Source organism: Pseudomonas cremoris, assembly GCF_014230465.1.
Genome location: NZ_JAAXCY010000007.1, coordinates 199,183 through 223,917, shown reverse-complemented (window position 1 = coordinate 223,917; position 24,735 = coordinate 199,183). Strand labels below are relative to the sequence as shown.

Annotated in this window: 25 protein-coding genes; 14 read left to right on the top strand and 11 right to left on the bottom strand. The window is 60.6% G+C overall.

The window, feature by feature from the left end; genetic code table 11:
• Nucleotides 1-3 precede the first annotated feature (3 nt).
• From modC to HF257_RS19030, 4 genes are all read left to right on the top strand, one after another.
• A complete protein-coding gene (modC, locus tag HF257_RS19045) occupies nt 4-1,083 on the top strand; it encodes a molybdenum ABC transporter ATP-binding protein (protein WP_185705979.1) in 1,080 nt (359 codons plus the stop codon).
• A gap of 62 nt (nt 1,084-1,145) precedes the next feature.
• The gene (locus HF257_RS19040) at nt 1,146-2,183 is read left to right on the top strand and encodes a DNA topoisomerase IB (RefSeq protein ID WP_185705977.1); all 1,038 of its coding nucleotides are present in this window, start codon (nt 1,146-1,148) and stop codon (nt 2,181-2,183) included.
• Between the two features lie 124 nt (nt 2,184-2,307).
• On the top strand, nt 2,308-3,930 hold the full coding sequence (locus HF257_RS19035; RefSeq protein WP_185705975.1) for an ABC-F family ATP-binding cassette domain-containing protein: 1,623 nt from the start codon (nt 2,308-2,310) through the stop codon (nt 3,928-3,930).
• Nucleotides 3,931-3,999: 69 nt separating this feature from the next.
• Complete coding sequence (locus tag HF257_RS19030; protein WP_185705974.1) at nt 4,000-4,704, top strand: YoaK family protein; 705 nt, start codon at nt 4,000-4,002, stop codon at nt 4,702-4,704.
• A gap of 144 nt (nt 4,705-4,848) precedes the next feature.
• On the opposite strand, the gene HF257_RS19025 is transcribed toward HF257_RS19030, so the two are convergent.
• Entirely contained in the window at nt 4,849-5,202 is a 354-nt protein-coding gene (locus HF257_RS19025) for a hypothetical protein (protein WP_185705972.1), read from the bottom strand.
• 164 nt (nt 5,203-5,366) lie between these two features.
• Between HF257_RS19025 and HF257_RS19020 the strand changes: the two genes are divergently transcribed.
• Complete coding sequence (locus HF257_RS19020) at nt 5,367-5,582, top strand: hypothetical protein (RefSeq protein ID WP_105697316.1); 216 nt, start codon at nt 5,367-5,369, stop codon at nt 5,580-5,582.
• Nucleotides 5,583-5,739: 157 nt separating this feature from the next.
• Here HF257_RS19020 and HF257_RS19015 read toward each other — a convergent pair whose 3' ends face one another.
• The 4 genes from HF257_RS19015 to HF257_RS19000 all read right to left on the bottom strand — a co-directional run bounded on the left by HF257_RS19015 (nt 5,740) and on the right by HF257_RS19000 (nt 9,437).
• Complete coding sequence (locus tag HF257_RS19015) at nt 5,740-6,054, bottom strand: AzlD domain-containing protein (RefSeq protein ID WP_185705970.1); 315 nt, start codon at nt 6,052-6,054, stop codon at nt 5,740-5,742.
• The gene (locus HF257_RS19010) at nt 6,051-6,746 is read right to left on the bottom strand and encodes an AzlC family ABC transporter permease (RefSeq protein ID WP_185705968.1); all 696 of its coding nucleotides are present in this window, start codon (nt 6,744-6,746) and stop codon (nt 6,051-6,053) included. The genes HF257_RS19015 and HF257_RS19010 overlap by 4 nt, the downstream gene beginning before the upstream one ends.
• 90 nt (nt 6,747-6,836) lie before the next feature.
• A complete protein-coding gene (locus HF257_RS19005; protein ID WP_185705966.1) occupies nt 6,837-9,098 on the bottom strand; it encodes a dermonecrotic toxin domain-containing protein in 2,262 nt (753 codons plus the stop codon).
• 123 nt (nt 9,099-9,221) lie between these two features.
• Nucleotides 9,222-9,437, bottom strand: coding sequence for a hypothetical protein (locus HF257_RS19000; RefSeq protein ID WP_135290409.1), 216 nt, complete (start codon nt 9,435-9,437; stop codon nt 9,222-9,224).
• Between the two features lie 139 nt (nt 9,438-9,576).
• Here HF257_RS19000 and HF257_RS18995 point away from each other — a divergent pair, with 139 nt between their 5' ends.
• From HF257_RS18995 to HF257_RS18965, 7 genes are all read left to right on the top strand, one after another.
• Nucleotides 9,577-10,860: an arsenic transporter gene (locus tag HF257_RS18995; protein WP_185705964.1), complete on the top strand. Its 1,284-nt coding sequence runs from the start codon at nt 9,577-9,579 to the stop codon at nt 10,858-10,860.
• Nucleotides 10,861-10,897: 37 nt separating this feature from the next.
• A complete protein-coding gene (locus tag HF257_RS18990) occupies nt 10,898-11,689 on the top strand; it encodes a helix-turn-helix transcriptional regulator (RefSeq protein WP_185705962.1) in 792 nt (263 codons plus the stop codon).
• A 74-nt stretch (nt 11,690-11,763) separates the two neighbouring features.
• Nucleotides 11,764-12,375 (top strand): LysE family transporter, encoded by a 612-nt coding sequence (locus HF257_RS18985; RefSeq protein ID WP_185705960.1) that lies wholly within the window; start codon nt 11,764-11,766, stop codon nt 12,373-12,375.
• 318 nt (nt 12,376-12,693) lie between these two features.
• A complete protein-coding gene (locus tag HF257_RS18980) occupies nt 12,694-12,987 on the top strand; it encodes a hypothetical protein (RefSeq protein WP_185705958.1) in 294 nt (97 codons plus the stop codon).
• A gap of 223 nt (nt 12,988-13,210) precedes the next feature.
• Complete coding sequence (mgtA, locus tag HF257_RS18975; RefSeq protein WP_185705956.1) at nt 13,211-15,928, top strand: magnesium-translocating P-type ATPase; 2,718 nt, start codon at nt 13,211-13,213, stop codon at nt 15,926-15,928.
• 63 nt (nt 15,929-15,991) lie between these two features.
• On the top strand, nt 15,992-16,339 hold the full coding sequence (locus HF257_RS18970; protein ID WP_185705954.1) for a DUF2493 domain-containing protein: 348 nt from the start codon (nt 15,992-15,994) through the stop codon (nt 16,337-16,339).
• 18 nt (nt 16,340-16,357) lie between these two features.
• Entirely contained in the window at nt 16,358-17,179 is an 822-nt protein-coding gene (locus HF257_RS18965; RefSeq protein ID WP_185705952.1) for a hypothetical protein, read from the top strand.
• On the opposite strand, the gene HF257_RS18960 is transcribed toward HF257_RS18965, so the two are convergent.
• Nucleotides 17,176-17,862, bottom strand: a complete 687-nt coding sequence (locus tag HF257_RS18960) for a tellurite resistance TerB family protein (RefSeq protein ID WP_185705950.1) — start codon at nt 17,860-17,862, stop codon at nt 17,176-17,178. The genes HF257_RS18965 and HF257_RS18960 overlap by 4 nt on opposite strands.
• 124 nt (nt 17,863-17,986) lie before the next feature.
• Here HF257_RS18960 and HF257_RS18955 point away from each other — a divergent pair, with 124 nt between their 5' ends.
• On the top strand, nt 17,987-18,514 hold the full coding sequence (locus HF257_RS18955) for a DinB family protein (RefSeq protein ID WP_185706332.1): 528 nt from the start codon (nt 17,987-17,989) through the stop codon (nt 18,512-18,514).
• A gap of 110 nt (nt 18,515-18,624) precedes the next feature.
• Nucleotides 18,625-18,906, top strand: a complete 282-nt coding sequence (locus HF257_RS18950; RefSeq protein ID WP_185705948.1) for a hypothetical protein — start codon at nt 18,625-18,627, stop codon at nt 18,904-18,906.
• 137 nt (nt 18,907-19,043) lie between these two features.
• On the opposite strand, the gene HF257_RS18945 is transcribed toward HF257_RS18950, so the two are convergent.
• From HF257_RS18945 to HF257_RS18925, 5 genes are read right to left on the bottom strand one after another with little or no spacing between them, the layout of a single operon-like run.
• Nucleotides 19,044-19,718 (bottom strand): HAD-IA family hydrolase, encoded by a 675-nt coding sequence (locus HF257_RS18945; RefSeq protein WP_185705946.1) that lies wholly within the window; start codon nt 19,716-19,718, stop codon nt 19,044-19,046.
• Between the two features lie 12 nt (nt 19,719-19,730).
• Nucleotides 19,731-20,759 carry an ABC transporter permease gene (locus HF257_RS18940; protein ID WP_185705944.1) on the bottom strand — a complete coding sequence of 343 codons (1,029 nt, stop codon included), beginning with the start codon at nt 20,757-20,759 and terminating at the stop codon, nt 19,731-19,733.
• Between the two features lie 4 nt (nt 20,760-20,763).
• Nucleotides 20,764-22,251 carry a sugar ABC transporter ATP-binding protein gene (locus HF257_RS18935; RefSeq protein WP_185705942.1) on the bottom strand — a complete coding sequence of 496 codons (1,488 nt, stop codon included), beginning with the start codon at nt 22,249-22,251 and terminating at the stop codon, nt 20,764-20,766.
• The gene (locus tag HF257_RS18930; RefSeq protein ID WP_185705940.1) at nt 22,244-23,218 is read right to left on the bottom strand and encodes a sugar-binding transcriptional regulator; all 975 of its coding nucleotides are present in this window, start codon (nt 23,216-23,218) and stop codon (nt 22,244-22,246) included. Before HF257_RS18930 ends, HF257_RS18935 begins: the two co-directional genes overlap by 8 nt.
• Nucleotides 23,215-24,735, bottom strand: a complete 1,521-nt coding sequence (locus tag HF257_RS18925; RefSeq protein ID WP_185705937.1) for an FGGY-family carbohydrate kinase — start codon at nt 24,733-24,735, stop codon at nt 23,215-23,217. The genes HF257_RS18930 and HF257_RS18925 overlap by 4 nt, the downstream gene beginning before the upstream one ends.

The window sequence follows — 24,735 nt, the reverse complement described above, 5'->3', positions numbered from 1 at the left end:
TCGATGATCGATGTACGCCTGCAACTCAAATATTCTGGGTTCGAACTGGATGTAGACCTGCATTTGCCCGGCCGTGGCGTCACCGCGCTGTATGGGCATTCCGGCTCTGGCAAGACCACTTGCCTGCGCTGCATTGCCGGGCTTGAGCGCGCCGAGCATGGGTTTATCCAGATCAACGATGAGGTCTGGCAAGACAGCCGCAAAGGGCTGTTCGTACCGCCGCATAAACGCGCGTTGGGGTATGTGTTCCAGGAAGCCAGCCTATTCCCGCACTTGTCGGTGCGCGCCAACCTGGAATTCGGCCTCAAACGCATCCCCCGTGAACAACGCCGGGTCGACATGGCGCAGGCCACCGAACTGCTGGGTATCGGCCATCTGCTCGACCGCCATCCACAACACCTTTCCGGTGGTGAGCGCCAACGTATTGGTATCGCCCGTGCCCTGCTCACCAGCCCTAGGCTGTTGCTGATGGATGAGCCCCTCGCCGCCCTGGACAGCAAGCGCAAAAGCGAGATCTTGCCCTACCTGGAACGCCTGCACGACGAGTTGGACATCCCGGTGCTGTACGTCAGCCATGCCCAGGATGAAGTGGCGCGACTGGCCGATCACATCGTGCTGCTCAGCGACGGCAAGGCCCTGGCCAGCGGCCCTATCGGCGAAACCCTGGCGCGGCTCGACCTGCCTATGGCGTTGGGCGACGATGCCGGCGTGGTGATCAACGGCAGCGTCAGCGCCTACGACGAGCATTACCAGTTGCTGACGTTGCAATTGCCCGACAGTGCCCTGCACATGCGCGTGGCCCATGCACCGCTGGCAGTGGGCAAGGCGTTGCGCATCAAGGTGCAGGCACGGGACGTCAGCCTTAGCCTGCAGGCCGAGGAACACAGCAGCATACTCAACCGCCTGCCGGTGACCGTCACCCAGGACATTTGCGCAGACAACAACGCACACGTGCTGGTACGCCTGGATGCCGGGGGTACGCCGCTGTTGGCGCGCATCACTCGTTTCTCACGCGATCAGTTGCAACTGCACCCCGGCCAAACGCTGTGGGCGCAGATCAAGGCGGTAGCAGTACTGGCGTAAAAACCTTTTGGCACGACCGCACAGCGCTGCGGTCAATCAGATATGCCCAAGGAGCTTGTGCCATGCCCGACGCCGATCTGCCTCGTGACCTGCATTACGTAGACGACACCCAGCCCGGCATCCGCCGCAAGACGCTGCGTGGCAAGTTCCAGTACTTCGATGCCAAGGGCGAGCGCATCCAGGACCCCGAGGAAGTCCAGCGTCTTAACGCCCTGGCCGTGCCGCCCGCCTACACCGATGTGTGGATCTGCGCCGACCCACGTGGCCATCTACAGGCCACTGGCCGTGACGCACGGGGGCGCAAGCAATACCGCTATCACGCACGCTGGCGTGAAGTGCGCGACAGCGACAAGTACTCGCGTCTGCAGGCCTTCGGCGACGCCCTGCCAAAGCTGCGCAGGCAACTGGAAGCGCAAATCGCCGAACCTGGGTTTACCCGAGAAAAAGTGTTGGCGACCGTGGTGATGCTGCTAGACGCCACGCTGATCCGTGTCGGCAACACGCAGTACGCACGGGATAATAAATCCTATGGGCTGACGACGCTGCGCAACCGCCACGTGGATATCAAGGGCAGCGAGATCCAGTTCCAGTTTCGCGGCAAGAGCGGCGTCGAGCACCAGGTCAGCGTCAAGGACCGACGCCTGGCCACGGTGGTGAGGCGCTGCCTGGAGTTGCCGGGACAGAACCTGTTCCAGTACCTGGACGAGGACGGCGAGCGGCATACCGTCAGCTCTCACGATGTGAACGCCTACTTGCACAGCCTCACGGGCGCCGACTTCACCGCCAAGGACTACCGCACTTGGGCGGGTACCGCCCTGGCACTTGCGGTATTGCGTGAATTGGAATGGCAGCCCGAATCCGATGCCAAGCGGCATGTGGTGGCGATGGTCAAGGACGTCGCCCGGCAACTGGGCAATACCCCAGCGGTGTGCCGCAAGTGCTACATCCACCCCGCCGTGCTGGAGCATTTCAGCCTGGGGGAGCTGTCGAAACTGCCCAAGCCAAGGGTACGCAAGGGGCTCAAGGCGGAAGAGGTGGCGCTGGCGATGTTTCTGGAACAATTGGCAACAGGCTTGCCGAAGAAAGCCAAGGCGCGTTAGGCTTTGCGCCCCTTCTGACTTTCGGGACGACCGCCGACGTGAACAACTAAGCCTTCCAAAATGTATCTGCAACGAGCCGCCTGGCGCGCTTGTTGGCCTGTTCGACATTTTTTTGGAGGTGCTGATGACTGACGTCAACCGGCTGCCCGTACTCGTTTCCCTGCAACACATGTGTTTCCAGTTCGCCAATGGCGAAACCCTGCTGGACAACCTCACCTTGTCCATCGACCACACCCCCACCGGCATTGTGGGCCGCAATGGTCGCGGTAAAACGATCCTCGCCCAATTGATCACGGGCTTGCTTTTACCCTCTTCGGGGTCACTGACGCGAACAGGCACCGTGGCTTACGTCGCGCAACGTGTGGAGGTGATGCCGGAAGACACCGTCGCCGACATCACCGGGACAGCCCCGACCCTGGCCGCGCTTGAACGCATGGCCAACGGCACCGCACAACAGGACGACTTTGAACTGATTGACGACCGCTGGGACCTGGCCGAGCGCTTGCGCAATGCCCTGGATAGCGCTGGGCTGGATCACCTGAAAACTGACACCCCGGCCGACCAACTCAGCGGCGGCCAACTGGCTCGCGTCACAGTGATCGGCGCCCTGTTGGCCGCGCCTCAGTTGCTGGTGCTGGATGAGCCCACCAACCACCTCGACAGCAGCGGTCGTGCTTGGCTGTTGCAGGTGCTGGCGAATTGGCAGGGCGGCCTGCTGGTGGTGAGCCACGACCGGCAACTGCTCAACACCCTCGGCCGCATCATTGAACTCACCCCCCAGGGCGCTCAGGTCTACGGCGGCAACTACGATACCTACCGCATCCATCGTGACGCCGAACAACAGGCAGCAGTCAACGCCTTGGAGCACGCGCGCCTGGAGCGCAGCCGCGAACATCGGCGCCTGCAGAAAGACCATGACAGCCTGCAACGCAATGCCGCCCGCTCACGTAAACATGCTCAAACCGCGAACGTCGATCGCTTTACCAAGGCACGCTGGAAAGGCGCCGCCACCGAAATCGTCAGCACCGTGCGCAGTGCACACCGGGAGCACAAACACACCCTCGACACCCAGGTTCGCCAAGCCTACGAGCGCATACAGGATGAAACCCCAACCTTGTTGGCCTTGCCAGCCTCGGCAGTGCCCAACGGGCGCCAAGTGCTCACGTTGATGGATGTGCAATTACCGTGGCTGCCCGCGTCCCGCCTTAACCTGCACCTTGCTGGCCCCGTGCGCATCGCGGTGCGTGGACCTAACGGTTGCGGCAAATCCACACTGCTCAAGTTGCTGGCAGGCCAATCGCAGCCGGTAAGTGGCGACTGCTGTGTCCATGTGCCCTGCGCCTATATCGATCAACACCTCGGCTTGCTCGACAATCAGCGTTCCATCGTCGAACAGCTCAACCTGCTCGACACGCCGCTGGCCGAAGCCGAACTGCGTACGCGCCTGGCCTTGCTGCAACTGGACGCTTTGCGGGTGACCCAGCCTGCGGGGCAACTCAGCGGCGGCGAGCGCCTTAAAGCGGCGATGGCCGTTGCCCTATGGCGCCAAACCCCTGCGCAATTGCTGCTACTGGACGAACCCACCAACCACCTGGACCTGGAGTCGGTGATCGCGTTTGAACACGCACTGCAAGGCTTTACCGGGGCGATGATGCTCGTGTCCCACGATGAAGCGTTCATCCGGGCGGTCAAACCGACGCATGTGTTGAGCTGGGAAAACGCGCAGTGGCACTTGGAGGGTGCCTGAGGTCATTGCGCAGGCCAGCAAAGCGTCCTACGGTAGTGGCCGGATAATCTCATCGAGGACACCGGCCCCATGCTGCCTTTGCCCCGCAAACCGTTTGCCAACGCCGTACTCGCCCACCGCCAGCGCTGGCGTGGCCGAGTGGGCATGATGCTGGTGGCCAGCCTTTCGGTGTTGGCGGGCATGACCGACGCTATCGGCTTTATGGCCAGTGGCGATTTTGTGTCTTTTATGAGCGGCAACACCACACGGCTCGCGGTGGCCATCAGCGCGGGCGATGTGGGGCTGACGGGGCGGTTGTCGTTGCTGGTCGCCACGTTTGTCGTCGGCAATGCATTGGGCGTGGTGATCAGCCGGCTCGGTCGACGGCATGCCCTGCCCTTGCTGCTGTGCATTGCAGCCTTGCTGTGTGGCGGCGCGTTATTGCCCGTAACCGATGCCTTGCCGGCGTTGCTCGCCGCGATCATTGCAATGGGCATGCTCAATGCGGCCGTGGAAGAGGTCAACGGTTTGCCGGTGGGGCTTACCTATGTCACGGGTGCGTTATCACGCTTTGGCCGAGGCCTGGGACGCTGGGTCTTGGGAGAACGCCGCAACGGCTGGCGGGTGCAACTGGTGCCGTGGGCAGGAATGTTCGTGGGCGCAGTGATGGGCGCGCTGCTTGAGCAGCACATGGGCCTCAAGGCGCTGGCGGTCAGCGGCGTATTGGCGGGAGTGTTGGGTGTGGTGTCACTGAGTATTCCAAGGCGCTGGCATTTGGGATTCATGCCCCGCTAAGGGAAAAGGATGCTCGCCCGACTGTCCAGCCTCGACATCCGTGTACTGGTAAAGAGCCATCATGTCGGGCGAGCGATGTGAATCATAAGCGAATGTCCAGCGCCTGTCGTGCCGGGCATTTCCTAAAAGCACTAAGGCATTGGATTACAGACAGGTTGCCAGCGCCGCCAAACGGCGTTTGGCCGGCATATTGTCTTCGGCGGCGTAGTACTTGACGGTCGAACCCGCACCGGTGCTTTGCACATCGACAAAGTAATCACCGCCCGTGGTGTACACCGTAAAACCACCCGCCTCGGTAGGCTCCTTGAAGCCGCCGGCGTCTACGCCAAACACGGTTTCGTCCTGCCAACCAAACTGGATGCATTGGGCAACCACCAGGGTGGCCTTGTCCGAAGCCAGGGTTTTGTAAGGCGTGCCTGCCCGCGCGTCTTTCATCTTCGAACCTGCGCAACCGGCCAGTGCGGCCAGTACCAATGCGCCAATTACCACCTTGTGCATGCCATTGCTCCGTTGGAAAAAACGCGACTTTACCATTTGCCGGCCCTGGCCATCGCGCAATACACAAGGAGCATTCAGGGTGGCGCGGGCGGCAGACATGGCATTATGATGGCGCCGCTGGTCTCACTGAGGAGGCCACGGGATATTCTCTACAAGGAAGCGTCATGAAAGATTTCGTCATCAGCGTCAATAACTCCGTGCTCTACATCGCCCTGGCCTTCGTATGGCTGATCGGCCTGGTCTCGATGTTCAGCGCCAGCTTCCTGTCGGGCCTGGCGGTGCTGGTGGGCGGTACGTTGACGTGGTGCATCATTTCCGGTTTCTGGTTCGTCCAGTCGGCCACCTACGAAGAACTGCGCAAGCTCAACGCGAAAAGCTGATGCGACAAGGCAGCCTCTATTGGGGCTGCCTTGCTCTGCGTTGGATGAATTTAGTTTCACTGTAAAGGGAGAATGCGCCGCCTATAGTGGGCAGGCTCATTTTTAATGAAGTCTCCCTTGATGCCCGCCCTCCCGCGGGCTTTTTTTTGCCTGGCGTTCACAGCAGCCAACGGAACAGATAAAACACCGCCATGCTCAACAACACGGTGAGCAATACGTTGCGCGTCCAGTACATCAAGGCCACAGCGCTGATTCCGGCCAGCAAGTACGGGTTGGCCGGGCTGAGGTTAAGGTGCTGGTGGTCAGCCAGAAAAATGATCGGCCCGCAAATCGCGGTGAGCATCCCCGGCACTGCAAACCCGAGAAACTCTCGCGCGCCACGATTGAGGCGCACCGGCAGGCGCGGCTCGATAAACAGGTAACGGTTGAGAAACACCGCCAAGCCCATCACCACAATCATGATGTAGATCATTGCTGCCCTACCCCCAGTCGTTTGCAGGCATACCCTGCGCTCATGCCCAGCACGCCGGACACCACCACCGCCGACTCCCAATGCAGGAAGCTCAGCCACACCGAAAACAGCAGCGACACGGCCACGCACACCACCGTCGGGATATCACGCACCACGGGTGTGATCAGCGCAATGAAGGTCGCCGCGATGGAAAACTCCAAGCCCAGCTGGTCCAGCCCCGGAATACTTTTACCCAGCACGATGCCAGCCAGGGTGAACAGGTTCCAGGCGATATAGAACGTCAACCCAACGCCCAGGGCGTACCAGCGGTTAAACGTCTCGCGGTCGTAGTGGCTGACCAGGGCAAAGAATTCGTCGGTCAACAGAAAGCCCAAGCTCATGCGCCAACGGGCATTCAGCGCTGACAGCGTTGGACGCATGTGCATGCCGTAGAGCAAGTGCTGGGAAGTCAGCAGCAAGGTGGTCAATACGATGGAGATCAGGCTGGCGCCACTCTTGACCATGCCAATCGCAACCAACTGCGCCGCACCGGCAAACACAATGGCGGACAAGCCCTGGGCTTGCAGCGGCGTGAATTGCGCGTCGATGGCCATGGAACCTGCCAGCAGGCCCCACGGCGCACACGCCAGGGATAAGGGAATCACGGCGATTGCGCCGCGAGCGAACGCGTAATGAGGTAGGGCAATAGACATGGACACGGCTCATCGACAGACAGTCGATAAGCATGCCAGCACGCCACCAGCGTTGTCTTGAACGATCTTGCAAGCAGCAAAGCTATCGGTTCAACCGATTCTCGCCGGGAAATGCACAGGGCGATATTTGAAACCCAAATATTGCTGATACTCGGGGGAAGTCGGGTCCGAAGAGAAGGGGTTGTCTTTAATGATGACGGGCTGGTTTTCCGCAGTCAGCCGTCGCTCCAGGCCTTCCACCCCCGACTTGCTCTTGAGTGCTTTTTTATAGAGGCGCTCAATTTCTTTCGAATTGAACAGGGCGTCGACAGGCCCAACGTAGGCCTTCACAGGCTTACCAATCAGTTGATGAAACTTTGCGGCGAAGGACTCGTCGCCGCCACTGCCCGAATAGCACATGATCAGCCTTACGTTGTCGTAATCGTCCGTTTCAATTCCATCTCCCCATAGCCGCCCCTGCAACTCCTCGGGCGTGGAAGCAAAGCCGTTGAGCATGGCATCGGTGGGCAACTGGTATTTTTTCTCCAGAAAACCCAGTTCCCGCCCATGCACAACAATATTCAATCGATCGGCACCTTTGTAGGTATCAACAAAGGTGAAGAACGTTTCGTCCACATACTGCAGGTCTCGGACACTGGTATCCAAGGTGACACGCTGAACACCCTCTTGCTTCGCTTCGTCGCTGAACACTTCCTCAAGGTTCAAGTCGACACTCTTTGAGTCGCTCATGCCGTCAAGCTCGATGGCCGTGCTAGTCGCCTCTTCCAACTGGCCGGCGACAAGCTTGGAAGCTCCCTGCGCGATCCCCGGGGCGGCGTTCAACGCACCAAATACAATCCGATCGGTACCCGCTGACTTGTCATGCCTGACATCGTCAATGCCGATACTTGCCTGAGCGACTCCAGCAGCCACATAGACGGCGTCCACACCCATTGCTACCTCGGGCACCACCAACGCCAACGGTGTCAGCATCAGCGCCGCGACTGTTGCCGCTTCGGCAAGGGTGATGAGCCGTGACTTCACGACATCGCGATCTGTGATGATTTCATGGGCCGCATCCATATAGGAGCGGGCCTTATGCCGCTGAGTCATGGCCGCGAACGGATCTGCGTTCACAGCGTCAGCTGTTATATAGGTCTGCGGGTTCCACTCATTGATTGACGTGAACCCCAACTTATTGGGCTTTTGCGCCTCAGTCCAACCGCCAAGACCAATCAGGGACTGTTTGACCCCATCGGAAAAAACCTTGTCGTCCTGGGCATTTTCACTGAAGTGCGTGCATAACTGTGCGCGCTTGACGGGATCTGCCGCCTGATCAGCGAGCCATGTTTTCATTTGAGCGACGCTGTCAAACCGGTGGATCGGCGAGGAGTTACCGGGGATGTATAGCAATGTAGCGTTGACTTCTTTGTTGTTGGTATCGCGCGAGACCTGCTTGTCGGTCACATAGACAAGATCGGTGGACGCTGTCCCATTGACCGACAAAAACCCGGTTTCGATAAGGGGATCCTTGCTGAAGGGTGCCTTGAGTTCCTCCACCGTCAAGTTCGACAAACGCTTGCCACTGCCGACCCCTATAGCCCGCATAACCATGTCAACCTCATGATCGTTCAGGCTGCCCTCTTTGTGCTGAGCCTGCGCAGCGGTCGCAAAGGAAAGCTTGCTGAGTTGCAGGTAATGCGCTTCGTTGGCCGGCCAGAACTTATCCAGATGCGCCTTGTAGGGTGCACTGAGTTCAGTCTGCCTCATCAAATCCCTGAAAGACTGGGGCGTGTGGTGCAGTTTTTCATCGTTTTGATAGGCATGCTTTGGATCGGGACTAAACGCCGGAATAATGTACTCATGGGTATGCGCGTCATTAATAATCCCTTGGGTGTGCATGATGGCGCCAGCCAACGGCGAGCCTTTTTCTACTACGCCAAGCATCTTGCGCCACCACGGCTGTTGCGCGTTGAGTGATTCATCTTCCGGATTTTTTTCACGCATATTGTTAAGCGCGGCATCCGTCAACGTGATGCTATTCAGTAATTTACCGTCAGCCGGTTTGGCTTCGCCGATTTGATAGTTGAACGTCGCGATGCGCGCCTTGCCTGGATCGATATCGACTTTCCAAGTGCTTTTGATCGCTGCCTTGACGATGTTTGCGGTGTTTTGTGCGGGGGTAAGAAAGCTTGGGGTGATCGTATTGATATAGTCGCCAAGTGCAGGCGTGACGGTAGGCGGCAGCAAACTGATGGTTTTTGGAGTGCCCTCTATCCCGGTCGGTGTTTGTTCAGGTGTGCGGACCGGGGGCTGGGGTTCGGGCAAATTGGCTTCAATGCGGCGCGCTGTTGCATCAAAATACGACCCCATTACTCTCGTTGGAAACATGCTGGCACCTCAGTCGGTCAGGAATTTGATAAGCATCCTGACACTGAGTTGCGTTGGCCCTTTCAGCCGTTCCCGGGAAACCGTTTCTTCATGCGATTGACCTACTCAGGCCAGTTTGACCGACACCCGCTCCACCGCGTCGCGCGCCTCGCGCAACTCGTAGGCATCCTGGTTCAGCCGGTGAATGGTATTGAGCAAACGCTGGCGCAGCACTTCATCGCCGAGCTTTTCGACGGCGCGCATCAGATCAAACGCAGCGGTTTCGTTATTGTCCGCGACGGAATCGAGGGTCTTGCGCAGGTTGCGAGTGGCACGGGTCACGCGGTTACTTCCTTTATCACCAATGGTCGGGCACTTTAGGACACTCGTGTTTCATTTTAATTTCAGTCACTTGTGGCTGAATTAATAGACGTTGCTGCAGGTCAATCTTTAGGCTCTTTTTGCCTTACCGGGGACATTCATGCTTATTGCCGCTGGCATTTTTCTGCTCACTATCGTTCTCGTCATTTGGCAGCCCAAGGGGCTGGGTGTGGGTTGGAGCGCCACGCTGGGGGCGATCCTGGCCCTGGCCTGTGGCGTAATCAGCCTGGCGGACATCCCAGTGGTGTGGCACATCATCTGGAATGCCACCGGCACCTTTGTCGCGTTGATCATCATCAGCCTGCTGCTGGATGAAGCCGGGTTCTTCGCGTGGGCCGCACTGCATGTGGCGCGCTGGGGGCGCGGGCGCGGCCGTAGGTTGTTTGCCTATATGGTGCTGCTTGGCGCGTTGGTGTCGGCGCTGTTTGCCAATGACGGCGCGGCGCTGATTCTTACGCCGATCGTGATGTCGATGCTGCTGGCCCTGCGCTTTTCGCCGGCGGCCACCCTGGCCTTCGTGATGGGTGCAGGGTTCATCGCCGATACCGCCAGCCTGCCGCTGGTGGTGTCGAACCTGGTGAACATCGTCTCGGCCGACTACTTCAAGATCGGTTTCAACGAATACGCCGCCGTCATGGTGCCGGTCAATTTTGTCAGCATCGCAGCCACGCTCGCGGTGCTGATGTGGTTTTTTCGCCGTGACATTCCACAAACGTACGATCCGGCCGACCTAGACGACCCCGCCAGTGCAATCCACGATCGGGCCACTTTTCGCGCTGGCTGGTGGGTGTTGGGCATCCTGCTGGTCGGTTGCTTCGCCCTGGAGCCATTGGGCATCCCCATCAGCGCGATTTCTGCGGCGTGCGCCCTACTCCTGCTGGTCATCGCCGCCAAGGGCCACAAGATTTCCACGCGCAAGGTATTGAAGGAAGCGCCGTGGCAGATCGTGATTTTCTCCCTGGGCATGTACCTGGTGGTTTACGGTTTGCGCAATGCCGGGCTCACCACGTACCTGGCCACCTGGCTCGACACCTTCGCCACTTACGGCGTGTGGGGCGCGGCCATGGGCACCGGTGTGCTGACAGCGCTGTTGTCATCGGTGATGAACAACCTGCCGACGGTGTTGATCGGCGCGCTTTCCATCGAGTCCAGCCATGCAGTGGGCGTGATCAAGGACGCGATGATCTACGCCAACGTGATCGGCAGTGACCTGGGCCCGAAAATCACGCCGATTGGCAGCCTGGCAACGTTGTTGTGGTTGCATATCCTGGCGCGCAAGGGCATCACGATTACGTGGGGTTACTACTTCAAGGTCGGGATTGTGCTGACGCTGCCGGTGCTGTTAGTCACCCTGGCCGCCCTCGCCTTGCGCCTGAGTATTTAGTTATGCTCGGCGCTCTCCTTTGCCATGAGCCAATTCGATGAGCGCCATGCAACACGCCTGGCTGGGCAACTACGAGCTGAGCAGCACCACCTGCACCGGCCTCAATTTTGCGCGCCATAGCCATGACGAATGCGTGATTGGGGTCAACCTGCTGGGCGAGGAAAAGGTGTGGCTGGACCGACGAGAGTTCCAGGCAGGCCCGGGATCGATCACTTTGTACAACCCTGGGCAGATTCAGGGCGGCGGCGCGGCAGACGGTGCACCATGGCAGTTTGTCAGCCTGTACGTGACGGCAGACCAACTGGCCGCCGACCTGGGCTTGGCGCACCTGGAGTTCGATTGCTCGCTCTGTTTTCAGCCCGACCTCGCCCAACGCCTGGCCGCTGCAGTGACTGGCTCATTGAGCGCTGACGCTCGGATCCGTGAATTGAATGAAGATGCGTTGGTCGTGCTGCTGGGCGAAGTCGTCAGCCTTAGCGGCGTGCGTTTGCCGGGTAGCGCCGCGGTCGGTAAAAGCCTGATCAGCCGCGCCCAGGAGTTACTTGCCCAACAGTTGCATCAGTCCTTGCCGCTGGATCAGTTGGGCGATGAACTGGGGTTGTCCAAATTCCATTTGCTGCGGGCCTTCCAGAAAGAAACCGGGCTGAGCCCCCGACAGTGGGCCATGCAGTTGCGTACACGGCGCGCCAAAGGCCTGTTGCGCCAAGGCAGGGCGGCTGGCGAAGTGGCCCACGACCTCGGTTTTGCCGACCAAAGCCACCTCAACCGACACTTTCGCGCCGCCTACGGCATCACCCCGGGGCGCTATCAAAGCGTGGTGAAGCGCTGAACAGCGCAATCTGGTTCAAGACGCAGGGCCCTTGGATCATCACAATGCCCGCCATCTCCTGAAGGAACGCGGGCATGCTGACGATCTTCTTTTATGCACTGGTATTCGGTTTTGTGTTTTGCCTCTCCCCTGGCGCCGTGCTGGCGGAGACTCTGCGGCGTGGCTTGCTCCACGGCTTCACCCCGGCACTGTTGGTGCAAATCGGCTCGCTGGTGGGCGATGCGGTATGGGCGGTGATTGGCCTTACCGGCATCGCCCTGTTGATCCAGCACGACGCCGTGCGCGTACCGCTGACCATCGTTTGCGCGCTCTACCTGGCCTGGCTTGGTGTGCAAAGCCTGCGCGATGCCTGGCGTTTGCCCCAAACCGAGGACGCGCCGGCCAGCTCCGGGAAAAACGCACTCGCGGTGGGCGCCGCGATTTCCCTGGCCAACCCTAAGAACATTGTTTACTGGGGGGCGTTGGGCAGCGCGCTGTCGGGTATCGTCGGCGCTACGCCGAGCCACGGGCAAACCCTGATGTTTTTCGCAGGTTTCATGTTGGCCTCCGTGTTGTCGTGCTTCCTGATCGCAGCGCTGGTGAATCTGCTGCGCAAGAACGCATCGCCGTTCTGGCAACGCATCAGTTACGGTACTTGCGGGCTGGTATTGATCTATCTCGCCGTGCTCGCCGCCAACGGTATATGAAGTTATATATCCCATAACTTTCCGATGCTGCTTGTCTGAATGAACTCTGAACGCCAGGCACTTTAATCAATCATGCGTTGACATTTTGTAACTGGCTGAGTAGATTGCCCGTGCCCGCAACTGGGGCCTTTTTTAAACCTCACAAAAGAAGCCAATGGACACAGTATCTAGTCGCTGTCCGAGCACCGCGTTTGCGGGCATCGGGCGCCAAACCCAGAATATGACAGGACTCGCCTTCCAGGTCCGGTAAGCTGCGCTAGAGCTCGATGCTCCACCGTAACTGCCTCGCCGGTCGCTCGTCCGGTCCCGAGGTGTGTTATGACCTTCCAAACCTTTGTTTTAACAGATGTTCGCCAGCTAGCCGCAGCCCTGCGCGCCAAGCTGTGCCGCGAGCCCGTAGGCTTTTCCCCTACCCGCTCGGCCTTTGCCACATCCTCCCACCAAGTGCGTCCGGCGCCCCCGCTGGCGCACTGGCGTGTCTGCCCCGAAAGCGGCCAACTGGTCCAGCAATGGGATCACGCCGACCCTCAGGACCCACAGAGACCGAAGGTTTCCAGCCTGGTGCAAGCCGGCTTGCTGCTCGGTCTTTACCTGAGCGCGCGCGCCTCTTAATCCTGCTGGAAACAGCAACTTTCCGTTAAACACCCTGGAGTTCCCTATGAACACTTCCAGTTGTAGCGTGCTGCGCGCAAGTTAACTAGCGCGCCCGCAAAAGTTATATCAGCACCTTATTTAAACCGATCGCGAAGTTAGCGGCTCGGCATGCTTTCGCTCGCCTGAAAACAGGTAAGTACCGGGTATGTTTTGTCGAAAATTGGCGACAGGAGTACACACAATGAGCGCCGTAAAAAACACGCCACTGCACAAGAAAACCGCAACCGACGCCGATACCAAGCTGTCGATGCGTGCCGCCCGGGAAGCCCAGAACGGCCTTTCGGCCACCCTGGCCAACGTACGTGCCACCCAGGACGGCTTGACCGAACTGGACGCCGCCGCCCGCCTGCAACGCGAAGGCTACAACGAAGTGGCCCACGACAAGCCGCCACACGCCATCGTCCAGTTCCTGCAAGCACTGAACAACCCGTTCATCTACGTGTTGTTGACCTTGGGCGGTATCAGCTTCGTCACCGATTGCTGGCTGCCGATGCGTGCCGGCGAAGAAGCCGACCCCACCAAAGTCATCATCATCATGACCATGGTGCTGCTCAGCAGCCTGCTGCGTTTTTGGCAGGAACACCGTTCGGCCAAATCCGCCGAAGCCTTGAAAGCCATGGTGCGCACCACCGCGACCGTCTTGCGTCGTGAGCAAGTCGGCACCCAGCCCACTCTGCGCGAAGTGCCGATGCGCGACCTGGTGGCCGGCGACATCGTGCAGCTGTCCGCCGGCGACATGATCCCGGCAGATATTCGCCTGATCGAGTCCCGTGACCTGTTTATCAGCCAGGCGGTGCTGACTGGCGAAGCCTTGCCGGTAGAAAAGTACGACACCCTGGGCGACGTCACGCAAAAGTCCGCCACTCCTGCCTTTGCTGCCGATCAAGGCAACTTGCTGGACTTGCCCAACATCTGCTTCATGGGCACCAACGTCGTCAGCGGGCGTGCCAAAGCCGTGGTCGTCGCCACCGGCCCGCGTACCTACTTTGGCTCGCTGGCCAAGGCGATTGTCGGTTCACGGGTGCAAACCGCGTTTGACCGTGGCGTGAACAGCGTCAGCTGGTTGCTGATTCGCTTCATGCTGGTGATGGTGCCGATCGTGTTCTTCCTCAACGGCTTCTCCAAGGGTGACTGGGGCGATGCTTTCCTGTTTGCCCTGGCGGTTGCCGTAGGCCTCACTCCGGAAATGCTGCCGATGATCGTCAGCGCCAACCTGGCCAAGGGCGCCACGGCCATGGCCAAGCGCAAGGTGGTGGTCAAGCGCCTCAACGCAATCCAGAACTTCGGTTCGATGGACGTGCTGTGCACTGACAAGACCGGCACCCTGACCCAGGACAAGATCATCCTTGAGCATCACGTCAACGCCTTCGGCCAGCGAGATGACGCGGTGCTGTCCCTGGCCTGGCTGAACAGCTTTCACCAAAGCGGCATGAAGAACCTGATGGACCAGGCCGTGGTGCAGTTCTCGGAGCAAAACCCCAAGTTCAAGGTGCCGTTTGCCTACAGCAAGGTCGATGAATTGCCTTTCGACTTTGTACGCCGTCGCCTGTCGATCGTGGTCAAGGATGCTGCCGACGACCAGTTGCTGGTGTGCAAGGGCGCCGTGGAAGAGATGCTGAGCATTTCCACCCATGTCATGGAAAATGGCGAAGCCGTGCCGCTGGATGAACGTCGCCGCAATGAGTTGCTGGCACTGGCCAACGACTACAACGAAGACGGTTTCCGCGTACTCGTGGTGGCCACCCGCAACATTCCCAAGGCGCTGGCCCGCCAGCAGTACACCACCGTCGATGAGCGCAACCTGGTGATCCAGGGCTTCCTGACGTTCCTCGATCCGCCGAAGGAAACCGCCGGCCCGGCAATTGCCGCGCTGCAACAGATTGGCGTGGCGGTAAAGGTACTCACCGGTGACAACGCCGTGGTCACCAGCAAGATCTGCCGCCAGGTCGGCCTGGACCCAGGCCAGCCGCTGCTGGGTGTGGAAATTGAAGCGATGGACGACGCCACCCTGCTGCGCCGCGTCGAAGAACGCACGGTGTTCGCCAAACTCACGCCGCTGCAGAAATCTCGCGTGCTCAAGGCCCTGCAAGCCAACGGACATACCGTTGGGTTCCTCGGTGATGGTATCAACGATGCTCCGGCGCTGCGCGACGCCGACGTGGGCATCTCGGTGGACAGCGGCACTGACATTGCCAAGGAATCGGCCGACATCATCCTGCTGGAAAAGAGCCTGATGGTGCTGGAAGAAGGTGTGCTCAAGGGCCGCGAAACCTTCGGCAATATCATGAAGTACCTGAACATGACCGCCAGTTCCAACTTCGGCAACGTGTTCTCGGTGCTGGTGGCCAGTGCGTTTATCCCGTTCCTGCCGATGCTGTCGATCCACCTGCTGCTGCAAAACCTGATGTACGACATCTCCCAGCTGGCCTTGCCGTGGGACAAGATGGACAAGGAATACCTGGCCAAGCCACGCAAGTGGGATGCGAAAAACATCGGCCGCTTCATGATCTGGATCGGACCGACCTCGTCGATCTTCGACATCACCACCTTTGCGCTGATGTGGTACGTGTTCTCCGCCAACAGCGTGGAAATGCAGACCCTGTTCCAGTCCGGCTGGTTTATCGAAGGGCTGCTCTCGCAAACCCTGGTCGTGCACATGCTGCGCACCCGCAAGATCCCGTTCTTCCAGAGCACGGCGGCATGGCCGGTGTTGATGATGACAGCCGTGGTGATTGTGCTGGGGATCTACGTACCGTTCTCGCCGCTGGGCACCCTGGTTGGCCTGGAGCCGTTGCCGCTGGCGTACTTCCCATGGCTGGTGGGCACCTTGCTCGCTTACTGCTGCGTCGCCCAACTGATGAAGACGATCTACATCCGCCGCTTCAAGCAGTGGTACTGATTTTCCCGCCGTTCAAACGGTGGCGGTCGCCCGGCCGTCACCGTGCATCACAAGGATTCGAATATGCGCGTCTTGATCTGTGCAGGTCGTCATTACGCCGACACCAAAAAGTCCCGCCAAGTGCTGGACGCTTACCACCGCCTGCGCCCGGTGCAGGTATTGATCCATGGCGGCAACCAGTTCCTGGGCAGCGATGTCGAGGACTGGGCACGGGAATTGGGCATTGATGTGGTGCGCTACCCGCCGAACTGGCAACGCCACGGCAAGCAAGCCGAACGCCAGCGCAACCATTTCATGCTGACCGACAGCTGCCCCGACGTGGTCATCGCCCTGCCGGGTGGTGACGACACTTCGGAGCTGGTGTGTCAGGCCAAAGCCAGCGGCATTTCCGTGCTGACCGTAGAAAGCTGAATTCAAGCGAGGTGCATCATGCACAAAAAACATACCCAGAAACCTATAGATGGGTTTGCCAAATACCGTGCGCGTCACTATCGCGGCGCACACCACACCCTGTTGCTACTACCACCGGCAAAACGTCGAGCACTGCGGCGTAACCTGATTTTCATCGGGTTGACCCTGGCCCTTGTATTGGTCACGGCGGTGCTGTCCAAGGCGTACGCCGCCGGCGGCGCTTATGTCGTGGACGATGGTGCGGTCAACGATCCAGGAGAGTGCAATGTCGACGCCTGGTACACCGCCAACCGGCACCAAGGCAACATCAACAACCAAACCCTGAACCCGGCCTGCACTTTTAGCGCATTGCCGTCGGTGCAGTGGAGTGCGGCGCTGTCCCGCGCCAGCAATGCCGGGGATGCCGAGACGCAGGTCAGCCCGCAAATCAAAGCGCAAGTGTGGTCGCAGCAAGACGTGGGATTGCAACTGGCGGTTTCCGCTACGAGCCACTTTGCGCTGGACCGCGAGCATGCGTTTGATGGCGCCGACTTCAACGTGCCACTGACCTGGCAACCCGTTGAAGCGCTGCGCCTGAACTTCAATGGCGGCTGGACCCACGCCTACAACGGCGGTGAGCAGAATCATCGTCTGACCTGGGGCACGGGGTTCGAATACCAACTGATCGATGCGCTCACGCTGATCGGTGAACGCTACGGCCAGGAAGGTGGCGACCAGGCTTGGCAAGCCGGGCCGCGTTTGCATGTCGGTAAATTTGTCGACGTGGACCTTGTGGTCGGGCAAAGCCTGAATGGAGATCGCAAGCAATGGCTGACCACGGGCGCCACCCTGCGGTTCTAGCCCTTGGCCTGTTGCTCCAGGTGCAGTTGCAGCTGCGGGTCGATTTGCAATTGCGCTGCCAGCTCATCCAGGTAGTTGCGTTCCGCGTCCTGTTGATCGTCGACCAACAGGACGCTGGCCAGGTAGATCTCCGACGCCAGGGCCGGGTCGTGGGCGTACTCGGCAAAATCCGCAGCATTCAATGGCCTGGCGACTTCGGCGTCGAGCCACTGTTGCAACTGCGGGTCGTCAGTGTGCTTGGCCAGCTCGTCCGAGATCATATGCTGTTCTTTTTCATCGATGCGCCCATCCGACTTGGCGGCGGCGATCAACGCGCGCAACACCGCGTGGCTATGGGCCTCGGCTTCCGGGCCGTCGAGCTGGTCGGCGGTCTGGAAGGCGCCCTGCGGCTGAGTTGCCTGTTGGCTTTGCCAGGCTTGATACGCCTGAAAGGCCATCATTCCCAAGGAGGCCAGCGCCGCGTAATTCATACCACCGGAACGCCCTTGCGCAGGGCGTGCCGCCGCCCCACCGCCCAGCAATCCGCCCAGGCCACCTAACAAACCGCCCAGGCCACCGCCGGCCTGGGCATTGCTGGTGCCTTTCAATAACCCGCCAAGCAGCCCGCCCAGGCCACCACCTGAGGCCGCACCGCCCGGTTGCCCGGCGCGCAGCAGTTGTTCGAGTAGATCACTGGTGTTCATGGTGTCACCCTCCGAGGGCGCAATGTTGGCGTCTAACAACCATAGCCCGCGCCTGCCGGAACACCATGACCGCCGGGCGGGCACGGCCTATCATGCAGGCGTCGCGTCTTCGAGGAAGGACCAGGTGAATCGGATCGAGCATATCGCCCTGATGGCGAGCTACAACCAATGGATGAACCGCAAGCTCTACGACGCGGCTGGCACGCTGAGCGATGCAGAGCTAGGCATGGACCGTAACGCGTTTTTCGGTTCGATCCTCGGCACCCTGAATCATCTGGCGTTGGGCGATACCGTCTGGCTCAAGCGCTTTGCCCTGCATCCTGCAGGCTATTCGGTACTGGCGCCGCTGGATGCCATCGCCACCCCGACTGACTTGAAGCAACTGGCCTTTGCCGACATCCGTGAACTCGGCGTCCGCCGCGCCTGGCTGGATCAACTGATCATCGCTTGGGTGCCGACCGTGCAGGAGGCCGACCTGGATCACCGCCTGCACTACCACAACATGCGCGGCATGGCGGCGGACAAGCCCTTTTTCAGCCTGCTGGTGCATTTCTTCAACCACCAGACCCACCACCGCGGCCAGGCGACAACCCTGCTGACCCAGGCGGGTGTGGATGTGGGTGACACCGACCTGTTGGCGCTTATCGACTGAACGCGGCAGGGCAATGAACAAAAGCGAACGCGGCTGAGCCGATGGGGTCACAAAACGTGAGGTGTCGGAAAAAACCGTTCCGCCCTCCCCCATAAGAAGGAGATGCTCAGATGGTCATTCACTTCAAGGTCGCCGGCCACTTGGCCTGTGGTCACCACGGCACCAACCTCCCCTCCAGCACCGAGCTGAACCGGGTCAAGTGCCGCACCTGCCGCAACACCGATGCCTATAAGGAAGCGCGCCGCGTACAGCGTAATGCCGCACGCCGAGCCAACCGCAAAGCCAAGACCTCTACCGCCGTCGATTGGCGCAGCGCCTGGACGCAACGCCTCACCGACCTGCCAGGGCTGCAGCGTTTGCCGCGTGGGTTCAGTGGGCAGCCGTTTGTCTGAAGGCCCCCAATTCCAGTGAGAGCGGGCTTGTGTGGGAGCGGGCTTGCTCGCGAATGCGGTGTGTCAGTTGATGTACAGGGCGACTGAACCACCGCATTCGCGAGCAAGCCCACTCCCACATTGGATTTGCTGAGTTTTTAATATCTAGGCAAGCCCCAGGCTTGCGGCTCGAAGGCTTCGAGGCTCGGCAGGCGACAATCAGCATGCGTGAACTTCGCATCCGGCATCGCCGGATCAGGAACAGCCACCGCAAACATCCCCGCCGCCTTCGCCGCCGTAACACCGAACGGTGAATCTTCAAACACCAGGCAGTCCACCGGGGCGATACCTAAACGCGCAGCCGCCACCAGGAAAATATCCGGTGCTGGCTTGGCTGCGCCCACCTGCGGGTCATCCGCCGTGACAATCGCATCAAACAGCGCAAACCACTCCCGGTGGCGGCTTATCTTCAGGTCAAAGTAATGCCGCGAAGAACTGGTGCCTACCGCAATCGGCACGCCTTTGGCCGAGAGGTGCCGCACCAACCGCTCCGCCCCGGCCATGGCGCTGGCGTGAGGAAAACGTTCGTTCATCAGCGGCGTACGCAGTTCCAGAAACGTCTCGGGGCTGATCGGCAATTCCAGCGCGCCCACGATGTAGCTGGCCAGGTCATACGCGCCCAGGCCAATGGTGTTCTGCTTGAACTGCCAGTCAAATGCCCGGCCTCCATAACGGTCGGAGATGATTTGAGTGACCTCGGTATAAACGCCCTCGGTGTCCAGCAACAGGCCATCCATATCGAAGATCACGGCCTTGATCTGTGGTGCATTCATCCGCTTTTATCCTCAGGTACGGCCAGCGTAATGGTCGATCAAACGGTTGAGCAAAATCGCCAACACAATGATCACGCCAGTAATTGCCATCTGATAAAACGAACCCAGCCCCAGCAAATTGAAGATATTGCGCAGCACCTGCAGCAGCATCACCGCCACTGCGGTGCCCACCACGCTGCCGCGCCCGCCGAACAGGCTGGTGCCACCGAGTACTACGGCAGCGATCGCGTCCAGTTCAAGGCCTTGGGCAGCGGTGGGTTGGCCAACGTGCAAGCGCGAGGTCATCAACAGCCCGGCAAACGCCGCCAGCCCGCCGCAGATCGCAAACACCCCGATGGTCACCGCACGGACCGGTACACCGGACAAACGGGCGGCCTCCAGGTTGCCGCCGGTGGCCAGCACGTACTCGCCAAACACGGTGTAGCGCAGCACCAGCCAGGCAACCACGGTGATCAGGATAAAGATCAGCCCCAGCACCGGGAACGCAATACCGGCACTCGGCAGGATATCGATCATCGACGAACCGAAACCGGTAAAGCTCGCGGGCAAACCACCAATCGGTGCGCCGTCGGAGGCGAGGAACGTCGCCCCGCGCAGCGACACCAACCCAGCGAGGGTGATGATAAAACTCGGCACCTTGCCGAATACCGTGAGGCTGCCCATCAGCGTGCCAATCGCCAACCCCACCAGCAAGGTCGCCGGTACTGCCAGCCAGCCGCTGACCTGGTTTTGCAACAGCACGGCCACCAGGATGCCGCCGAACGCGCATAAGCTGCCGACCGACAGATCGATGTTGGCGGTAAGAATCACAAAGGTCATGCCGATGGCGACAATCCCGACGATAGCCCCTTGCTGGAACAGGTTGGCGATATTGCCAAAGGTCAGGAAGTCATCCGACAGGAACGTCGCCACGACGACGGCGAACAGGAAGATAAACACGAAGTTGTAGCGCATCACCCACTCCAGCACCGCGCTACGGCGGCTGGCGGCAAGGGCGACGGGCTTGTCGAACACGGGTGTCGGGTTACTGGCGATAGTCATGGTTCTACACTCTTTTACCAATAAGGATGGCCTGGTCGATCTGGTCGCGACTGGCACTCAATGGGTCGAAACACACGGCGTTGCGCCCCTCGTGCATGACCCAGATGCGGTCACAATTGACGTACAACTCATCCAGCTCACTGCTGGCCACCAGCACGCCCGCGCCTTCCTGCGCCAGGCTACGCGCCAGGGCATAAAGGTCAGCCTTGGCGCCCACATCGAGACCACGGCTGGGCTCGTCGAGCAACAACAAGCGCGCACCGTCGATCACCCACTTGGCCATCACCACTTTCTGCTGGTTGCCACCCGAGAGCTGGCGCACCGGTTGCTCCAGGTTGTCGAGCTTGGTTTGCAAGCGTTGCAGCACCGGGCCAGCGCGGTCCTTGGCCTGGCGATGAGAGAACCAGCGCAGGTGCCGCGCATGCACCAGGCACGCATTGCGATAAATCGGCGCGTCCAGCAGCAGGCCTTCGGTCTTGCGGTTTTCCGGGACCAGGCCGACGCCCTGGCGGATCGCCTGGCGTGAGGTCAGCGGGCGATAAGGTTCGCCGAACAACTCTACATCGCTGTCGTTGCGTCCCACGCCGAACAACGCCTTGAGCAAGGTGCTGCGGCCTGCGCCATTGAGCCCGGCCAGGCCGACGATTTCACCCTGGCGCACTTGCAACTCACGCACGTCCAGGCCCTGGGCGCCTTGCAGGCGGCGCACATTCAAGGCCAACTCATCGCGCGGCGCTTGGCGCGGGCTGCGTTCCAGCAAATCGCGGTGCTCGCCGACCACCGCCGCGATCAACGCCTGGTCATCGATCTGCGCCAGTTCGTGGGTTTGCAAGGTGCGCCCGGCGCGCAGCACGGTGACGCGGTCGCCGATCTCGCGAATTTCATTGAGCCGGTGGCTCACATACAACACCGCAACGCCTGCAGCGGTGATCTCGCGAATCACTTGGAACACCTGCTTGAGCTCGGTTTCATTCAACGCGGCGGAGGGCTCATCCATCACCACCACCTTGGCCTCGCAAGTCAAGGCACGGGCAATCGCCGCCAATTGTTGGTTGGCAATCGACAGGCTGCCAACGCGGTCGGTACTGGCGAAGTTTGCACCTACGCGCAATAAGGCAGCCTTGGCCATGGCGCTGCGCTTGCGCCGGTCGATCATGCCAAAACGCCGTGGCGCATAGCCGAGCATCAGGTTCTCTTCGACCGTCATCTGCGGGATCAGGTCCAGCTCCTGGTAGATCATGGCGATCCCGGCCTGGCGCGCCTGTTGCGGGTTTTTCAACTCCACCGGATTGCCGGCAATCGACATGTCACCGCCATCCGGGCGATGGGCACCGGCGACGATTTTCAACAGCGTACTTTTGCCAGCGCCATTGGCGCCCAGCAGGCAATGCACTTCGCCGGGCCGTACGTCGAGGGAGGCGTCGGTGAGTGCAATCACATTCGGCGGAAAGCGCTTGCTGACGTGGCGAATTTCCAGGGCCAACTCATTCATGATCCTGCTCCAGCAAGTAGCGGGCGGTCGCCGCGTCGGTGGCCAGCACATTCACGTAACCGGCCTTGACGCTGGCGTGCACGATGCGGTGCTTGTGGGTGCCGACGCACACGGCAATCGACCAGGTTTTTTCACGCAGGGCCGACAGGCGCAGGCCGAGGGTGCGCGCATCCAGCTCCGGCAGCACTGGCTCGCCGTCCATGCCGATAAATCGGCCCATGATGTCGCCCACTGCGCCGAGACGTTCCAGCTCGGCCAGCAGGGGACGGTCGATATAGCCGGACTCCATCAGCACCGAATGATCAGACAGCTCTCCCAAGCTGAAACACGCGACCGGCGCCTGCTCCCCAAGCTGCATGACCTGGGCGATCACCGGGTCTTGCTCCAGCGCTTCACGCGTATGGGCGTGCCCCAAAATGGCCGGTACCGGCAGCAAGGTGGCCTGGCCACGGGCCGCCTGGGCAAAACGTTCGGCAACGTTGTGGTTGGGTTCGCCGGTCGAGCGCGTATTGATCGCGCCATTGAGCAGCACCACATTGACCCCTTCGTTCCAACGCGGCGTCAGCCATTGGGCCATCTTGGTCAAGGTGCGGCCCCAGGACACACCGATCAGCGCAGGCATCGGTTGCAGGTTGCACAGGTAGCGCGCTGCGGCTTGGGTCACCACGTTAAGGGCGTCTTCGTCTTCGACGTCCAGCACCAGCGCTTCACGCAGGCCGAAACGGCGTTGCAGGGCAACTTCCAGCGCGGGCACGCGGGCAGAATGGGCGACGATGTCGATGCGCACCACCCCGCAATCGCGCGCCTCTCGCAGCAAACGGCTGACTTGCCAGCGGGTCAGGCCGGTTTCCTTGGAGATTTCGCTTTGGGTCTTTTCCAGGTCGAAGTACAGCTTGGCAACCTGCACCATCAGGTCATCACGCTGGGCGTCCCCGGTGAGTTTGGGTGACAGCGATTCGGCGCTCATGCTGCCGGCCTTACGCCGAGCACACGGTTCGCCGGCGGCTTGCAACTGATAGGCGCGACACTGTCGGTGGCAGCACGGTAACGGCCGAGCAGCTCGATGTATTGCTCGTGGGCGTAGGGGTCGGGTTCGATCAGGCGGCCGACCGTGGTGAAGTCGGTGGCGGCTTGCTGCAAATCGCTGAACTCGCCGAGGGCACAGGCGGCAGCGGCGGCGGTGCCGATCAGGGTGAGGTTGTCGTGGGGCACCATTTCAAAGGGTACGCCGGTGGCGTCAACGGTGGCCTGCAACCACAGTGGGTTTTTCTGGAACCCGCCGGCAGCGACCACGCGGGTGATCTCGATGCCTTCACTGCGCCAGGTATGAAAGATATTCGCCGAGCCCAGTGCAATGGCTTCCACCGAGGCGCGGTAGAGGTCGTGCCGGTCATGGTTGAGCGACAGGCCCATGATTGCACCGCGCATATCCGGCGAACGATACGGTGTGCGGTTGCCCATCCAGTAATCCAGCACCAACAAGCCGGTGGAACCCGGTTGCAGCGCAGCGGCCTTGCGAATCAGTTGCTGGTGGCCGGCATCGTCCAAGCCAAACATCTTCTGCGCCAGCCAGTTGAGGATCGAACCGGCCGAGACCTGCCCGCCCTCCATCAACCACTGGCCGTCGAGCAATGCATCGGGGTAAGGGCCCCAGATGCCCGGCACGTCGATACGCTTGGGGGTGTGCATCAGCTGCACCACCGACGTACCGCCGATAAACAGCAGTTCGCCAGCGCCCGTGGTGCCGGCGCTGAGCATCGCCATGTGGGCGTCGATGCCGCCCTGCGCCACCAGCGTGTCGCGGCTCAGGCCCAGGTGACTGGCAGCCTCGGCAGTCAGCGGCCCGATGCGCCCGCCTACCTTGATCACGTCCGGCGGCAGTTTTTCCGCCAATTCCGGGATGCCAAGCTCGGCATACAACTCCACGGGGAAACGTTGTTGCAGGGTGTCGTAGTTCCATTTGCAACTGGCGTTGAGCTGGGATGCAACCCAGCGCCCAGTGAGCTGGAAGTTGATCCAGTCCACCGCTTCGCAAATACGTGCGGCGCGTCGGTACACCTCTGGCTCGTGCTCGGCCAGCCACATGGCCTTGGGCACCAACCACTCCACTGCGTCGCCGCCCTGGTTCATCATCGGGTGGCTGATAGGCGCGGTGCGCGCCGACTCGACAGCGGCGCGGCAGTCCATCCATAACAACGCCGGGGCCAGGGGTTGGCCGTCGGCCTGGGCCGCCACCACCGTGGAGGCCGTGGTTGCAACACTCACAGCCGCCACGGCCGGGTGCCCGGCCTGGCTCATCAACTGCCGGCACGCCTTGCCCAGTGCCGCCCACCAGTCAGCAGGCGCTTGCTCGGCCCAGCCCAACTGCGGGTAATGCGTGGTGTAGGGCGCCTCGGCTACCTGCACCAGTTTGTGGCTGTGCAGGTCGTATAACCCCGCCCGCACCCCACCTGTTCCGAAATCCAGTCCCAACAACAAGGTCAT

Excerpts from the sequence above, each read along its gene's own strand:
- HF257_RS19030 (WP_185705974.1), top strand. The coding sequence starts at position 4,000 with ATGCTGCCTTTGCCCCGCAAACCGTTTGCCAACGCCGTACTCGCCCAC.
- HF257_RS18995 (WP_185705964.1), top strand. The coding sequence starts at position 9,577 with ATGCTTATTGCCGCTGGCATTTTTCTGCTCACTATCGTTCTCGTCATT.
- HF257_RS19035 (WP_185705975.1), top strand. The coding sequence starts at position 2,308 with ATGACTGACGTCAACCGGCTGCCCGTACTCGTTTCCCTGCAACACATG.
- HF257_RS18950 (WP_185705948.1), top strand. The coding sequence starts at position 18,625 with ATGGTCATTCACTTCAAGGTCGCCGGCCACTTGGCCTGTGGTCACCAC.
- HF257_RS18925 (WP_185705937.1), bottom strand. The coding sequence starts at position 24,735 with ATGACCTTGTTGTTGGGACTGGATTTCGGAACAGGTGGGGTGCGGGCG.
- HF257_RS18940 (WP_185705944.1), bottom strand. The coding sequence starts at position 20,759 with ATGACTATCGCCAGTAACCCGACACCCGTGTTCGACAAGCCCGTCGCC.
- HF257_RS18970 (WP_185705954.1), top strand. The coding sequence starts at position 15,992 with ATGCGCGTCTTGATCTGTGCAGGTCGTCATTACGCCGACACCAAAAAG.
- HF257_RS18930 (WP_185705940.1), bottom strand. The coding sequence starts at position 23,218 with ATGAGCGCCGAATCGCTGTCACCCAAACTCACCGGGGACGCCCAGCGT.
- HF257_RS18935 (WP_185705942.1), bottom strand. The coding sequence starts at position 22,251 with ATGAATGAGTTGGCCCTGGAAATTCGCCACGTCAGCAAGCGCTTTCCG.
- HF257_RS19005 (WP_185705966.1), bottom strand. The coding sequence starts at position 9,098 with ATGGGGTCGTATTTTGATGCAACAGCGCGCCGCATTGAAGCCAATTTG.
- HF257_RS18945 (WP_185705946.1), bottom strand. The coding sequence starts at position 19,718 with ATGAATGCACCACAGATCAAGGCCGTGATCTTCGATATGGATGGCCTG.
- HF257_RS19010 (WP_185705968.1), bottom strand. The coding sequence starts at position 6,746 with ATGTCTATTGCCCTACCTCATTACGCGTTCGCTCGCGGCGCAATCGCC.
- HF257_RS18960 (WP_185705950.1), bottom strand. The coding sequence starts at position 17,862 with ATGAACACCAGTGATCTACTCGAACAACTGCTGCGCGCCGGGCAACCG.
- mgtA (WP_185705956.1), top strand. The coding sequence starts at position 13,211 with ATGAGCGCCGTAAAAAACACGCCACTGCACAAGAAAACCGCAACCGAC.
- HF257_RS19025 (WP_185705972.1), bottom strand. The coding sequence starts at position 5,202 with ATGCACAAGGTGGTAATTGGCGCATTGGTACTGGCCGCACTGGCCGGT.
- HF257_RS18980 (WP_185705958.1), top strand. The coding sequence starts at position 12,694 with ATGACCTTCCAAACCTTTGTTTTAACAGATGTTCGCCAGCTAGCCGCA.
- HF257_RS19015 (WP_185705970.1), bottom strand. The coding sequence starts at position 6,054 with ATGATCTACATCATGATTGTGGTGATGGGCTTGGCGGTGTTTCTCAAC.
- HF257_RS18985 (WP_185705960.1), top strand. The coding sequence starts at position 11,764 with ATGCTGACGATCTTCTTTTATGCACTGGTATTCGGTTTTGTGTTTTGC.
- HF257_RS19040 (WP_185705977.1), top strand. The coding sequence starts at position 1,146 with ATGCCCGACGCCGATCTGCCTCGTGACCTGCATTACGTAGACGACACC.
- modC (WP_185705979.1), top strand. The coding sequence starts at position 4 with ATGATCGATGTACGCCTGCAACTCAAATATTCTGGGTTCGAACTGGAT.
- HF257_RS18965 (WP_185705952.1), top strand. The coding sequence starts at position 16,358 with ATGCACAAAAAACATACCCAGAAACCTATAGATGGGTTTGCCAAATAC.
- HF257_RS18990 (WP_185705962.1), top strand. The coding sequence starts at position 10,898 with ATGAGCGCCATGCAACACGCCTGGCTGGGCAACTACGAGCTGAGCAGC.
- HF257_RS19020 (WP_105697316.1), top strand. The coding sequence starts at position 5,367 with ATGAAAGATTTCGTCATCAGCGTCAATAACTCCGTGCTCTACATCGCC.